The sequence below is a fragment of the Pseudomonas sp. MDT1-17 genome (assembly GCF_054898105.1).
On record NZ_JBUBVM010000001.1, the window covers coordinates 399,254 to 413,615 of the forward strand.

The 14,362-nt window shown below is 58.6% G+C and carries 14 protein-coding genes; 12 read left to right on the forward strand and 2 right to left on the reverse strand.

Features of this window, described 5'->3' with window-relative positions:
• Positions 1-16: 16 nt before the first annotated feature.
• A complete protein-coding gene (locus tag ACYZTX_RS01695; RefSeq protein ID WP_462032683.1) occupies positions 17-967 on the forward strand; it encodes a choline sulfate utilization transcriptional regulator in 951 nt (316 codons plus the stop codon).
• Here the strand turns inward: ACYZTX_RS01695 and ACYZTX_RS01700 are convergent.
• The gene (locus tag ACYZTX_RS01700; protein ID WP_462032684.1) at positions 954-1,625 is read right to left on the reverse strand and encodes an NAD(P)-dependent oxidoreductase; all 672 of its coding nucleotides are present in this window, start codon (positions 1,623-1,625) and stop codon (positions 954-956) included. The genes ACYZTX_RS01695 and ACYZTX_RS01700 overlap by 14 nt on opposite strands.
• Positions 1,626-1,707: 82 nt before the next feature.
• Between ACYZTX_RS01700 and ACYZTX_RS01705 the strand changes: the two genes are divergently transcribed.
• Positions 1,708-2,034, forward strand: coding sequence for a DOPA 4,5-dioxygenase family protein (locus ACYZTX_RS01705; RefSeq protein WP_462032685.1), 327 nt, complete (start codon positions 1,708-1,710; stop codon positions 2,032-2,034).
• On the opposite strand, the gene ACYZTX_RS01710 is transcribed toward ACYZTX_RS01705, so the two are convergent.
• Entirely contained in the window at positions 2,035-2,436 is a 402-nt protein-coding gene (locus ACYZTX_RS01710; protein WP_462032686.1) for a GFA family protein, read from the reverse strand.
• Between the two features lie 319 nt (positions 2,437-2,755).
• Between ACYZTX_RS01710 and ACYZTX_RS01715 the strand changes: the two genes are divergently transcribed.
• The 10 genes from ACYZTX_RS01715 to ACYZTX_RS01760 all read left to right on the forward strand — a co-directional run bounded on the left by ACYZTX_RS01715 (position 2,756) and on the right by ACYZTX_RS01760 (position 14,362).
• Entirely contained in the window at positions 2,756-4,063 is a 1,308-nt protein-coding gene (locus tag ACYZTX_RS01715) for a CitMHS family transporter (protein WP_462032687.1), read from the forward strand.
• A gap of 85 nt (positions 4,064-4,148) precedes the next feature.
• Positions 4,149-4,916 carry a TerC family protein gene (locus tag ACYZTX_RS01720; protein WP_283189530.1) on the forward strand — a complete coding sequence of 256 codons (768 nt, stop codon included), beginning with the start codon at positions 4,149-4,151 and terminating at the stop codon, positions 4,914-4,916.
• Between the two features lie 240 nt (positions 4,917-5,156).
• The gene (locus ACYZTX_RS01725; protein WP_462032688.1) at positions 5,157-5,654 is read left to right on the forward strand and encodes a PAAR domain-containing protein; all 498 of its coding nucleotides are present in this window, start codon (positions 5,157-5,159) and stop codon (positions 5,652-5,654) included.
• Positions 5,655-5,672: 18 nt separating this feature from the next.
• Positions 5,673-6,833, forward strand: a complete 1,161-nt coding sequence (locus ACYZTX_RS01730) for a DUF2515 family protein (protein ID WP_462032689.1) — start codon at positions 5,673-5,675, stop codon at positions 6,831-6,833.
• Between the two features lie 8 nt (positions 6,834-6,841).
• Positions 6,842-7,483 (forward strand): hypothetical protein, encoded by a 642-nt coding sequence (locus ACYZTX_RS01735; protein ID WP_462032690.1) that lies wholly within the window; start codon positions 6,842-6,844, stop codon positions 7,481-7,483.
• 520 nt (positions 7,484-8,003) lie between these two features.
• A complete protein-coding gene (locus ACYZTX_RS01740; protein WP_462032691.1) occupies positions 8,004-9,662 on the forward strand; it encodes a Na/Pi cotransporter family protein in 1,659 nt (552 codons plus the stop codon).
• Positions 9,663-9,718: 56 nt separating this feature from the next.
• On the forward strand, positions 9,719-11,107 hold the full coding sequence (locus tag ACYZTX_RS01745; protein WP_462032692.1) for a M16 family metallopeptidase: 1,389 nt from the start codon (positions 9,719-9,721) through the stop codon (positions 11,105-11,107).
• 222 nt (positions 11,108-11,329) lie between these two features.
• On the forward strand, positions 11,330-12,358 hold the full coding sequence (locus ACYZTX_RS01750; protein WP_462032693.1) for a DUF5924 family protein: 1,029 nt from the start codon (positions 11,330-11,332) through the stop codon (positions 12,356-12,358).
• A gap of 55 nt (positions 12,359-12,413) precedes the next feature.
• A complete protein-coding gene (locus ACYZTX_RS01755) occupies positions 12,414-13,562 on the forward strand; it encodes an ABC transporter permease (RefSeq protein ID WP_462032694.1) in 1,149 nt (382 codons plus the stop codon).
• Complete coding sequence (locus ACYZTX_RS01760; RefSeq protein ID WP_462032695.1) at positions 13,559-14,362, forward strand: ABC transporter ATP-binding protein; 804 nt, start codon at positions 13,559-13,561, stop codon at positions 14,360-14,362. The genes ACYZTX_RS01755 and ACYZTX_RS01760 overlap by 4 nt, the downstream gene beginning before the upstream one ends.

Genomic DNA, 14,362 nt, shown 5'->3' on the forward strand with positions numbered 1-14,362 from the left:
AGGATAAGCACAGCTTATGTATGACGCCCTTGGTGATTTGTCTCTGGATTTGCTTCGCGCCTTTGAAGCGGCGGCCCGGCAGCGCAGCTTCACCGCTGCTGCGGTGGAACTTGGCACCACGCAACCGGCCATCAGCCAGCAGATCAAACGGTTGGAAGAACAACTCGGAACTCGGCTGTTCGACCGTATCTATCGCGGCATCGAACTGACTGAGCCCGGGACGATCCTGTTTGAGCAGGTTCAGCTTGGATTGCAGAATATAGACGCAGGATTGAGCGCGATCAGCGCACAGAACCAACATGAAGTGTTGCAGGTCGCCACCGACTTTGCCTTCGCCGCCTATTGGCTCATGCCGCGCCTGCATCGCTTTCATGCCGCCAATCCTCAAGTGGACGTCAGCCTGGTCACCAGCGAACGCAGCCTCAACATGCTGCGCACCGATATTGATGTGGCGGTGTTGTTTGGTGATGGCCGATTCAAGCAGGGCGAAAGCCATTGGTTGTTCAGCGAAGAAGTGTTTCCGGTGTGCAGCCCGCTGTTGCTGAAGGAGCGCGCCCTGCCCTTGCCGGTGCAATCACTTCTGGAATTCCCGTTGCTGCACCTTCGAGGCGAAAACAGCAGCAACTGGTTCGACTGGAGCGGCGTGTTTCGTGAGTTGGGGATTGCTTCGGCACCCGCGCCGGGGCAATTACGCTTCGACAATTACACGCTACTGATTCAAGCGGCGATTGGTGGCCAGGGCGTGGCCATTGGCTGGCGGCACCTTGTGGATAACTTGCTGGCTCAGGGATTATTGTGCCGACCGATTGCGGAAACGGTTATTTCCAGGCTCGGCTATTACGTGGTCCTGCCCCAGAGAAAACGCCGTGGTGCTCTGATTCAACAGTTTGTGGACTGGCTGATGGCTGAGCAGGCCAGCAGTGCGCAATCGCTGAACGGCCTGCCGCTGCCATCTATCGCTGTATAGCCTCGGTCGGGACAAAGGTCACGTGTTCGCCGACATGCAGGTTTAACTGCATCTCATCGGCAATCCCCACCGCGACCCGGTTCAACCGCTCGAGCGGTTCGGCGAGGCCCGGTTCCAGGCTGCTGCTGACGTGGCTGAAATGTTCGATGGTCAGCCCGGCCACTCCACGCGGCGCATTCACCAGCGTCCAGTGCAAGGTGCTGCTTTGCAGGGCTTCGCGGATTTCTTCGGCGGCGTGGCGTTGCAGTTGATCTTCTACCTCCGGATCGTCCAATACCTCGAAATCACCCACAAGAAACAGCCGGGCAATTCCCGAGGCCTGCATGCCGTCGATCAAAGCATCCACTGCCAACACCTGCTCGACCGGGCCGGGGACGATGGATTTTTCCACGTGCTCGCTGTTCATCGGCAGCCCTGGTGCATCCAGCAGACAGATCACCGCCGAACAACCGGCAACACTCTGCTTGACCCGCTTGGCGTCGAACACATCGCCAGTCTTGGTGCGCAATCCCGGACGCGGCGCGAGCGCCGTCAGGTCATCGAGAATCGCGATCACTTCATGTTGGCGCCGCAACATTTCAGCCATCAGCGCACTGCCCAGGCTACTCATGGCACCATAAAGCACCACTTTCACCACCGGTGTTTCGGCATTTTTCATGGCTGTACTCCGTTTTTCCTACGTATATGGCGTGTGACCTGTGGGAAACAGCGCCAGTTCGACTCGGTTCAGAGGGTTTCAAATGCAGCGGATCAAGGGCTACCACGCCCATGTCTATTTCGACGCCAGCACCCTCCCACAGGCGCGAGCCTTGTGCGAGCAGGCGGCGCACTTGTTTCCACTGAAGATGGGCCGCGTCCATGAACGCCCGGTGGGCCCGCACCCGGACTGGAGTTGCCAATTGGCATTCGAGCCAGAGCTCATTGGCGACGTATTGCCGTGGTTGGCGCTCAACCGCAAGGGTTTGGTGGTGTTCCTGCACCCGGACACTGGCGACGATCTGCTCGATCACACCGAGCATGCCATCTGGATGGGCGCGATTCGGCCGCTGGATCTGTCTATTTTTTGATCAGAGTGTTTCTTCGGCTTCACCGGGCAAGTGCTCGTCCAGGTGCAGCCAGGGTAAACGGTTGTCCGTCCAGATATGCCTTTGGGCGGGAGCCTGCTCGGGATGATCGAGGGTGGCGATGGTCACGTCGATGCTGCCCGAGCTCAGGTGCGCTACCAGCGCCAGCTGCGCCCCACAGTTGCTGCAGAAATACCGCACGGCGGTTTTCGAAGAGTCGTACTGCGCGGGTATCCCTTTCACCCATTCAAAGGCTGATGCCGGCACGGTGATCCAGGTGGTCACGATGCCGCCACTGACCCGTCGGCAAATTGAACAATGACAGTGGGCGATGTCGTGCAAAGGCCCGCTGAATTGATAGCGCAGATGTCCGCAGTGGCAGCCGCCCGTATGAATTTCGGCCATGTTTTTTCCTCCTGCCCCCTATTCAGGGACTTTAAACCCGTCCGACGACCGGCTGCTCATCTGGTCAATGCTTTCATCCGCGAAAGCTCGGTGAAAGCTTCCCCGATTAGGATCGCCCCCACTACCGGCAACAGACCGGTCGGCCAATGCCAGTGTTTTATCGCTCGCACAGCCCATTTAACAACAACAATGGTGATCCTGATGTCCTTTGCTACCCGCCGCTTCGCTGTCACTCCGCCCATACGTCTCGTGCTTCCCGTTCTGCGCTGACCCACCCGGTTCGCCCATTCCCTAGCCGCGCTATGCCTGGAGTATTCCCATGCTGACTTTCCTTGGCTTTGCCATGGTCATCACGTTCATGTTCCTGATCATGACCAAGCGCCTCTCCGCGCTGATCGCTCTGATCATCATCCCGATCCTGTTCGCGCTGTTCGGTGGCTTTGCGCCGAAGATCGGCCCGATGATGCTCGAAGGCATCACCAAGCTCGCGCCGACCGGTGTGATGCTGATGTTCGCCATTCTGTACTTCGCCCTGATGATCGACTCCGGCCTGTTCGACCCGGCTGTGCGAAAGATCCTCAAACTGGTCAAGGGCGATCCGCTGAAAGTTTCGGTCGGCACCGCCGTACTGGCGCTCGTCGTCTCCCTCGATGGTGACGGCGCGACCACTTATATGATCTGCGTGGCCGCCATGCTGCCGCTCTACAGCCGCATCGGCATGAGCCCGCGGATCATGGCCGGTCTGATCATCCTCGCCGGTGGCGTGATGAACATGACCCCTTGGGGCGGCCCGACCGCCCGTGCGGCCAGTGCGCTGCATGTGGACCCGTCGGACATCTTCGTACCGATGATTCCGGCGATGGCGGCCGGGGTGGTGGCAATCCTCCTGATTGCCTACTTCTACGGCAAACGTGAACGTGCGCGACTGGGTGAACTGCACCTGGTGGGCGATGAAATCGACCACAGTGAAATCAGCGTTTCGCAATTCCCGGATGCCCGTCGTCCGAAGTTGATCTGGTTCAACGGCGCCCTGACCCTGGGCCTGATGTGCACCCTGATCGCGGGCCTGTTGCCGCTGCCGGTGCTGTTCATGGTGGCGTTCAGTATCGCGATGATCGTCAACTACCCGTGCCTGCAACAACAGAAGGACCGCGTTGCGGCCCACGCCGGTAGCGTGCTGGCGGTGGTCGGGTTGATCTTTGCCGCGGGCATCTTCACCGGTATCCTGACTGGCACCGGTATGGTCGACGCGATGTCGAAAAGCCTGCTGGCGGTCATCCCGGATTTTCTCGGCCCGTATCTGGCCGTGATCACTGCGCTGGTAAGCATGCCGTTCACGTTCTTCATGTCGAACGATGCATTTTATTACGGCGTGTTACCGGTACTTGCGGAAGCCGCCAGTCATTACGGTATAACCGCGGTTGAAATGGCACGTGCCTCGATCGTCGGTCAGCCCGTCCACTTGTTGAGCCCGCTGGTACCATCGACCTACTTGTTGGTGGCCCTGGCCGGTATCGACTTCGGTGACCATCAGCGCTTCACCCTGAAATGGGCAGTGCTGGTGTGCATGTGCATACTGGTTGCCGCGTTGCTGATGGGGATTTTTCCGCTGTTCAGCACTCTATAAGCCCAAGACTCACCATGACGGGTCCAGGCTTTGCTGTTTGAAGCCCGGGCCCTTCGTGGTTTAACAATCGCTCAAAGGAATACACATGGAATGGCTGACCAACCCTGAAATCTGGGTTGCCTTCTTCACCCTGACCGCCCTGGAAATCGTCCTGGGTATCGATAACATCATCATGATTTCGATCCTGGTCAGCCGCATGCCCAAGCACATGCAGCAGCGCACCCGGATTTTCGGCCTGGCGCTGGCCATGGTCACGCGGATCCTGTTGTTGCTGTCGATCACCTGGGTCATGCGCCTCACCGCCGACCTGTTCGAAATGTTCGGCCAGGGTATTTCCGGGCGAGACCTGATCCTGTTCTTCGGTGGTCTGTTCCTGTTGTGGAAGAGCTCGCAAGAGATGTACCACGCGCTGGAAGGCGAGGATGAGACCCACGAGGAACCGACCGCCAAAGGTGGCAGCTTCCTGTACACCATCATCCAGATTGCGATTATCGACATCGTGTTCTCCCTGGACTCGGTGATTACCGCCGTGGGTATGGTTTCCCATGTGCCGGTCATGGTCGCTGCGATCATCGTCGCCGTACTGGTGATGATGCTGGCGGCTGGCACCATCAGCGAATTCATCGACAAGCACCCGTCGCTGAAAATGCTGGCGCTGTCGTTCCTGTTGCTGGTCGGTACCGTGTTGATTGCCGAGTCCTTCGAAGTGCATTTGCCAAAAGGCTACGTGTACTTCGCCATGGCGTTCTCGCTGGCAGTGGAAGCGATCAACATCAAGATGCGCACCGCAATGATGAAAAAGAAGAAGCAGCAGGACCCAGTGAAACTGCGCAAGGATGTTCCGGGTCAATAACCTGAATGCGCTGCGCTGACTACGTCAGTCAGTGAGTGCGCAAAACCTGTGGGAGCGAGCTTGCTCGCGATAGTGGCCTGTCAGTCAACAGCAATGTTGAATGTGATGGCCTCATCGCGAGCAAGCTCGCTCCCACATTTTTTTGCTCGACCCATAGGCATTTGTACCAAAGGTTGACGCAAAGGGTTTAGCTGGTTAGCGTCCCCGGCTCGCAACAAACGACAATGACAAGGAATGCATATGTCTGGAAAACCGGCTGCACGTCTCACGGATCCCACCACCTGCCCACTTCCCGGGCATGGCACCAACCCGATCGCCAGCGGCTCACCCGATGTCTTTTTCAATGGCCTCGCCGCGGCGAGAGTCAGCGACAAATGCACCTGTGGTCAGGCCCTGAGCGGCGGATTCTCTTCAACGGTGTTCATCAACGGCCTGAACGCCATGACCCTCGATAGCACCGCCAGCCATGGCGGCGTGGTGATCGGCGGCTCCGGCAACGTCATCATCGGCAGCACTCACACCCCCGCGCCATTCATTCCGCCCTTGCCGATCATTGGCCAGCCCTTGGTCGAATTCAAAGCCGTCAGCGCCGGCGATGGCGAACCGATTGCCCAGCAAGATTACGAAATCGAAACCGCCGAAGGACGCATCGTCAAAGGCCAGACCAACGCTCAGGGCATGACTCAGAGCGTCGTCACCCTACAGCCCGACCTCGCCGTCGTCCGCTGGATCGTCTGACCCTCAAGGAAGAATGAAATGACTGGACAATGCATGGCCCCAGACGACCTGGACATGAAAAAACTCTGGGACAGTACCTGCGACCTGCCCACCTGCAAACGCGAAGCCATCAAGGGCGGCCCGAACCCGAAAACCCGCGTCGAAGTGCCGTTGCTGACCTGTAACTGCCTGTGGCGCAGGTTTCAGAAAGAAGCCGAAGAGTGGGTCGCACCGGGCGGCGTACTGATTGCCGATCCGCAAGCGCGCAACCGCAAAATCAACGCGGCCTATGCGCAGTTGTGGCTGGCGGATAACCGGTTTCAGTGGGCGGGGTTGGCGGCGTTTGCTTCGAAGCAGGTGGGGTGTGGGTTGATTCATGCCACAAAGTTACAAAAAGGTATCGCTGCAGAAAAAGAAGCGCACCGCAAATTGCGCAAAGCACCGTCGGAAACCTTGTTCGAGGGATTTGGTTTCAAATTCAGCCGAACCGATCCTAAAGTTCAAGAGGAAGTAGACAGAGCCAGGTCACAGAATCCGGTTCCTACTACGGATATCACTCTCGGCGACAATTCCCGTTCGTTAGTTCAACAACAACTCGACTATGTGTACGAGATGTTGGCGTTGGGAAACACCTCTCTATTTTTGGATGTTTATCCTCTACACCGTTTTTTTATGGTGCGTGGCTACAAGGAGATGGAGATATGTCTGCGAAGTCGCGGGGAAATAGCCAAGGATGTCATGTGGCCCATAGGAGACAGCGTTGCGTTCGGCGTGGCTCATAAAGAGATCTTTGAAACGTTTGAGGCAATCGATGCGGGAAAAATTGCCGACAGCGTCAACTCTATGGCCGCTCATGAGCAGATTAATATCCTGCAACCCGCGATGTACGAGGATGTGCACTTCGCCTCGCTCATCCGAGGCACACATGCTTCAGATATTGTTTCTGTCGTGACGGGACTGCTTTCCGGTGTTCCAGAGGGGATACAACTCACCTTGGCCAGTCAGTGCAAAGCACCAGACAACCGAAGCGTCTCTTTCAGCAACAATCCGCTAGCAAATCTTGCGGATAAAAACCAAAGGATGGAATTTGTGCTTCGTGCCGCAGCACAATTTAACAGCCTGCTTAAGAATCCAACCACTAAAAGTCAGCTACAAAGCTCCATTACAGATATCGCAAATGGAAATGGAGTGCGCCAGTGACCAGACCAATGCAACGCTGGTTGATTTTGATTTTTTTCATTCTTCTGGTGGCGGGTAGCCTGGTGTATTCCCGCTCGGGCACCAAGACGTTATCCGTCCATGTCGGAAAACCCTACGAGAAAGTCGTCCAAGATTCAACATTCCCTGTCAAGGACAACACGGCGATTTATCCCGGCGACCCTACCGACGCAGAAGACCCTCCGCGGCCTGGCTCCACGTGGATCAGCAGCCCGACCGTCGTTGAGTTCGATGATCCAGCTTACGGATTCAAACTCTCCCCGACGGTATTTGGTGCAATTACCTATGGAGACCAGAAAGTCACGACACTGACTACGTCGCCCATGTTGGAAACGATGCCATTTGGAGATGCAGTGAATCGATTGGTGGAGGTACAAAACACCCTCAAATCCCAAGGATGGAAGCTTGCGCCTGTAGAGAATAATGATTGGTTCGGAATTGAGTCTGATGCAGAGCGTGATCAATTACAGGCCAAGCTCTTCGATCAGGCCGTGGGCATCGATTTGTATGTGCCTGGAAAGTACAACCTGCTGCTTTTGATTAAGTGCTATGCACGCTGCGATAAGCGTGATTCGACGACAGCAAAGTACCTGATCGATATCAGCGTTGGGCGGGATCGCACCGAGAAATGAGAAGTCACTTCTCGAGGCATGGCGATTATCTGCACAAAGCAACGTTTTTTATGCTTTTCATGTGCCTTACAAGCCAGGCTATTTGATCAGGCGGACGGAGTAGTTCTTCTGATTCCCAACAAATACAGTCTGTTACTGCACATCAAATGCTACGCCCGCTGTGATGAACGAGACGCCGAAACAGCCAAGTATCTGATCGACATCGGGCTGAGCAGGGATCACTTCAGCGATTGAACTCTCCCCCGATTTTAGGACTGCTGCGCAGCCCAGCGGGAGCAAGCTCCCTCTCCACAGGGTTTGTGCTCGTACACCTTTTTAACTGAGTGGCTGAGACCTTCGGGCCCCTTTTTCACCTCTGCATAAACCCGTTTTTCATGACAGTTCTGTTTCAATCGCTTCTTTAGCTGTGCGATGCTGGCGCACAGACCGTTAGCCAACTACAGCTTAAGTACAGAACGTAGAAGAACGCGCGGCACCGTCAACTTGCCCCTTTGGGGCGCTACCACCACAGGGGGCCTGCATGCTCACCCTGCTCAATTTGTTATCTGCCGTGGCCTTGTTGATTTGGGGCACGCACATCGTCCGAACCGGCATTCTGCGGGTCTACGGCTCCAACTTGCGTCACGTGATCGGCCGGAACATGTCCAAGCGCTGGCTGGCATTCATCTCGGGGATCGTCGTGACGGCGATGGTCCAGAGCAGCAACGCCACCGCCATGCTCGTCACCTCCTTTGTCGGTCAGGGCCTGATGGCGCTGACCCCGGCCCTGGCGACCATGCTCGGGGCCGATGTCGGTACCGCGCTGATGGCGCGAGTGCTGACCCTCAATCTGTCATGGCTGTCGCCGCTGCTGATCTTTCTTGGGGTGATTTTCTTCCTGTCGCGCAAACAGACCCGGGTCGGACAGATGGGGCGGGTCGGCATCGGCCTGGGGCTGATCATCCTGGCGCTGCAACTGATCATCGAATCCGCCGCGCCGATTACGCAGGCACAAGGTGTGAAAGTAATTTTCGCCTCGCTGACCGGCGACATCCTGCTGGATGCCTTGGTCGGCGCGCTGTTTGCGATGGTTTCCTACTCCAGCCTGGCCGCCGTCCTGCTGACGGCGACCCTGGCCGGTGCCGCGGTGATCAGCTTGCCAGTTGCCATCGGCCTGGTGATCGGCGCCAATATCGGCAGCGGCATTCTTGCTTTCCTCAGCACCAGCATGCAGAACGCCGCCGGCCGCCAGGTGGCGTTGGGCAGCCTGCTCTACAAACTGATCGGCCTGCTGCTGATCATTCCGGTGCTCGACCCGTTGGTGCACTGGATCGACAGTCTGGACTTCAGCCCCCAGGAAATGGTCATCGGCTTTCATCTGCTCTACAACACCGCGCGCTGCCTGATCTTGCTGCCCAGTGTCGGGCTGATGGCCAGGCTTTGTGCGTGGCTGCTGCCGGAGCGGCCGGAAATCAACGGCACCGCCAAATCGCGGCATCTTGATCCAACGGCGTTGGTCACGCCCAGCCTGGCGCTGGCCAATGCCGCCCGGGAAACCCTGCGCATCGGCGACCTGATCGACAACATGCTCGAGGCCATGCTCGACGTACTGCGCGGCAACCAAACTGCCGTGACCCAGGAAATGCGGCGCCTGACCGATGATGTGGAATCGCTCTACAGTGCGATCAAGCTCTATCTGGCGCAAATGCCCCGCGAGGACCTCAGCGAGCAGGACAGCCGGCGCTGGGCGGAAATCATCGAGTTGGCGATCAACCTTAAACTCGCCAGCGACGTCATCGAACGCATGCTGCGCAAGGTTCAGCAGCAGAAAACCTCGCAGCGCCGGTCTTTTTCCGAGGTCGGCCTGGAAGAGTTGGCGGGGCTGCACAGTCAGTTGATATCCAACCTGCGTCTCGGCTTGTCGGTGTTCCTCAGTGCCGACAAGGAAAGTGCCCGCCAGTTACTGCGTGAGAAACGTCGCTTTCGCGCACAGGAACGCCGCCTGGCCCATGCTCACGTCAGCCGATTGCAACGTAAGATCGTGCAAAGCATCGAGACCAGCTCGTTGCACCTGGAATTGATTGCCGACATGAAGCGTCTGAATTCGCTGTTTTGCAGCAGCGCCTATGTGGTGCTGGAAACATCCGACACCGGCGCACTGATTGCCGATGATTTGGCTGACATCACGCATTCACCCTGAACGTCCACAGTTGCCTGAAGTCTGTTGAACTTACGCTAGCCGTATGGAAGCTCGTTATGCGTTGTCTGTTGTTCGCCTGTCTGTTGCTTGGCTCATTCCCTGCGTTTGCCCTGGATCGCTTTCAGGTCGAGGGCTATCCGCTGCCCAACGGCCTGCAATTATTGCTCAAACCCGGCACCGAACGCGGGCATGTGGCGATTCGTCTGGTGGTTGGCGTCGGCATCGATGATTTCAGTTGTGCCGACAAAGAGCTGCCGCACCTGCTTGAGCACTTGCTGTTCAGCGGCATCGATGCCACTGGCGAAGGCGGGCTGGAAGAACGCATGCAGGCCCTGGGCGGCGAGTGGAACGCCTACACCAGCAACGCCGACACGACGTTCGTCATCGAAGCCCCGGCGAAAAACCAGCGCAAGGTCCTCGACCTGCTGCTGACACTGCTGACCCAAACCCGAATCGACGACAACGCGATCAACGCCGCCAAACAAGTGGTCGAGCGCGAAGACGGTGGCCATTACTCGCACCTGCAACGCTGGCTGGATCGCCAGGATATTGGCCACACGGCGAGTAATCAGCTGGCGGTGGAACTGGGCCTCAAATGCCCCGAGCGGCCTGAGGTCGATCACCTGACCCGCGAGCAGCTGGAAAAGGTACGCAAGGCCTGGTACGCGCCGAACAACATGACCCTGATCGTGGTCGGCGACCTCGATCGGTTGCTGCCGGCCTATCTGGAACGGTCTTATGGTGCGCTTGAAGCGGTCGATCCTACCGATCACCCGCCCCTGCCGGAAATTCAGGCAAGTGCCGCCCACGAGCGCACCCTGAGTCACGGTTTTGTCGGCGGCAGTGCCAAGTTGCATTGGCTGGTGCCGGAGCCAGTGCTGGAAAATCAGCACGACGAAACCTTCGACTTGCTCAAGGACTATCTGGACTGGGCGCTCTATCGCCAATTGCGCCTGGCCCATAGCTTGTCCTACGGGCCATCGGCCGAGCGTGAGGTGTTTGGCGGCGTGGGTTTCATGAGCCTGAACGCCGACGTTGAACGCGAAGACGTGTCCGAAGCCGAACAAGTGCTGGATGATCTGAAGGCCGGGTTGCTAAGGGACGGTCTCAATGCCGACACCTTCAACCGCCTCAAGCAGGCCGCCATCGCCCGACAGGCCTGGGCCGTGCAAGGCAATAGCGCGTTGGCCGATTATTACTGGAGTGCCCTTGGGGACTACGAGGACGGCCGTTTCGCCGAACCGGCCAAGGAACTGCAAGGGGTGACGCTGGCGGAAGCGAACAAGGCCATGCGTGAAGTGCTCATGCAGCCGGGCTACCTGCGGATCGAACAGCCGTTGATCAGTGATGATCAATTGATGTGGGCGATTGCCGGTGTACTGGGGCTCATCGTATTGATGCTGGTGGGTTGGCGCTTGCATCGAAGGACACCGCGAACCGTGTAGCAGCTGCCGAAGGCTGCGTTCGGCTGCGCAGCAGTCGCAAATCCGTTACGTCAGATATACCTGATGGACCGCGTTGAATGGTTTTACGACTGCTGCGCAGCCGAACGCAGCCTTCGGCAGCTGCTACACGGGTTTTGTGATCGTAGCGCAGCCCCTCGCCACGCCGCCCTCTCGGCGGTTACCCTGTCGAGGATCTTTCCCACGACTATTGCGAACCGCCGAATGCCGACTCTGACCCTATTCGTACAGCGCATCCTGGAATTGATGAAGCGCTATCCGGGGGTCATTGCGCTCGGTGGTTTCATTTCCGGGGTCGGCAGCTTCGTTCTGGTGGACCGTCAGCAAGGTCTGGCGACCTGGATCACCACCATCATGCTGGTCAGCTGGATCTGGCTGATGCTGGAAAACAGCCTCACCAAGCTGTTCGCCAGGATCTTCAAGCGCGAAATACCCCGGCCTTTGCTGCGTTACGCCACGCAGATGATCCACCAGGAAAGCCTGTTCTTCGTCCTGCCGTTCTTTTTCATCACCACGACCTGGAACAGCGGCCAGTTGTTTTTCACCGGGCTGCTGGCCATCGCCGCGCTGATTTCCATCATCGACCCGCTCTACTACAAATGGCTGGCCCCCCGGCGCTGGGCGTTCCTGGCGCTGCACACGCTGACGTTGTTCGCTGCCCTGCTGACCGCCCTGCCCGTCATCCTGCACCTGACCACCTCCCAGAGTTTCAAACTGGCCCTGGGCACCGCCGTCGTGCTGTCGTTCCCGAGCCTGGCGTCGATCTTCCCGATTCGTACCGTGCGCAACGCGCTGGCGATTCTGAGCATCACCGTAGGCATTGGCGGCGTTGGCTGGGTGCTGCGTTCGTGGGTTCCGCCGGCGACGCTGTGGATGACTGATGTGGCGATCAGCACCCAGATGCAGGACCGCACGCCAGGCAAAAGCCTGGAAGAAGTCAGCGCCGATCAGATCCGTGGAAACGGCCTGTACGCCTACACGGCGATCAACGCCCCGCGCGGTCTCGGCGAGCGGATTTACCACGTCTGGCAATTCAACGGCAAAGAAGTGGACCGCATTGCGCTGGACATCCACGGCGGGCGCAAGGAAGGTTATCGGGCCTGGACGCATAAGCAGAACTTCCCCGGCAACCCGGCGGGTAGTTGGCAGGTTCGGGTGCTGACCGAGGACGGCCAGTTGATCGGTGTATTGCGTTTCAAAATAACGGACAGCACACCGACCAAAGAAAAGTAATGCAGTTCGTGTTATTACGTAGTTTTTGCGTAACAGCCGAACAAGCACGGAGCTTATGACCAGCAGCACAATGCCCGGCAGTGCCCAACTGGACACCTCTCACTCCCCTGCTCAGTTGCGGGTCACGGGCGACTGGACGCTTGCCCATTACGCCGATCTCAAGCATCTGAGCGAAAAGCTCCACGGCCAATACGACGACAGCACTCACATCGACCTCAACGGCCTCGGCGCGCTCGACACCGCTGGCGCGTCGCTGCTGGTGGAGTTGCTCGGGCCCGAGCGTTTGGGCCGATCCGCCGAACATCCCGATTGCACACTGTCCTCTGCCGACCGTGCCTTGTTGCAGACCGTCTATTGCTCGCTGACCGACTTCTGCGTGCCGATCAAGGAACCGGAAATCAGCGTCGGCATTCAACTGCTGACCCGCATCGGCCGGGCGGTGGACACGGTCTGGCAGGACACCCTGCAACTGCTGGGTTTCGTCGGCTTGATTCTGGAAACCATCGCCCGCAGTCTGTTTCGCCCCAAGCGCTGGCGCATCACGCCGATGGTGGCGCACATCGAACAGACCGGCCTCGACGCCGCGCCCATCGTCGCCCTGTTGACCTTTTTGGTGGGCGCCGTGGTGGCGTTTCTCGGCGCGACGGTGCTGGCGAGTTTCGGCGCGAGTATTTTCACCGTGGACCTGGTGGCGTTCTCCTTCCTGCGCGAATTCGGTGTGTTGCTGACCGCGATTCTGATGGCCGGCCGCACCGCCAGCGCGTTCACCGCGCAGATCGGCTCGATGAAAGCCAACGAAGAAATCGACGCTATTCGCACCTTGGGCCTCGACCCGATGGAGTTGCTGGTGGTGCCGCGCGTGTTGGCCCTGCTGGTCGCGCTGCCGATGCTGACCTTTCTGGCGATGCTTTCGGGGATTGTCGGCGGCGGTGTGGTTTGCGCGGTATCGTTGGATATTTCGCCCGCGATGTTTCTGTCGCTGCTGCAATCGGACATCGGCGTTCAGCACTTCCTGGTCGGGATCGTCAAAGCGCCGATTTTCGCGTTTTTGATCGCCGCCATCGGCTGTCTTGAAGGCTTCAAAGTCAGCGGCAGCGCCGAGTCCGTCGGCGCGCACACCACGTCGAGCGTGGTTCAGTCGATTTTCGTGGTGATTGTGCTCGACGCCGTGGCCGCGCTGTTTTTCATGGAGATGGGCTGGTGAGTCGTCTACCCCGAGCGCCTTGCGAGGCGGTGATCGAAGTCCGCGGGCTGTGCAATCGTTTCGGCCGTCAGAGCGTGCATGAGAACCTCGATCTGGATTTGTACAAGGGCGAAATCCTCGCCGTGGTCGGCGGTTCCGGCAGCGGTAAATCGGTGCTGTTGCGCAGCATCGTCGGGTTGCGCCAACCCAGCGAAGGGGTGGTGAAGGTCTTCGGTAAAAACCTGCCGACGCTGTCCGAACACGAACGTTCGATGGTTGAACGGCGCTTCGGCGTGTTGTTCCAGAAAGGCGCCCTGTTCTCTTCGCTGACAGTCACCGAGAACGTCGCCCTGCCCCTGATCGAGCATGCCGGTTTGAGCCGGGAGGACGCCGAACACCTGGCGGCGGTGAAACTGGCCTTGGCCGGGCTGCCGCTGTCGGCGGCCGACAAGTACCCCGCTTCGCTGTCCGGCGGCATGATCAAGCGTGCGGCACTGGCCCGGGCGCTGGCGCTGGACCCGGACATCCTGTTTCTCGACGAACCCACCGCCGGCCTCGATCCGATTGGCGCGGCCGCGTTCGATCAATTAATTCTGACCCTGCGCGATGCGCTGGGCCTGAGTGTGTTTCTGGTCACCCACGACCTCGACACGCTCTACACCATCACCGACCGGGTGGCGGTGCTGGCGCAGAAGAAAGTGCTGGTGGCGGACGCCATCGACAAGGTCTCGGAAACCGACGACGCGTGGATTCACGAATACTTCCATGGCCCTCGTGGCCGCGCGGCGCTGACGGCCGCTCAACAGCTTAAGGAGGTCTGA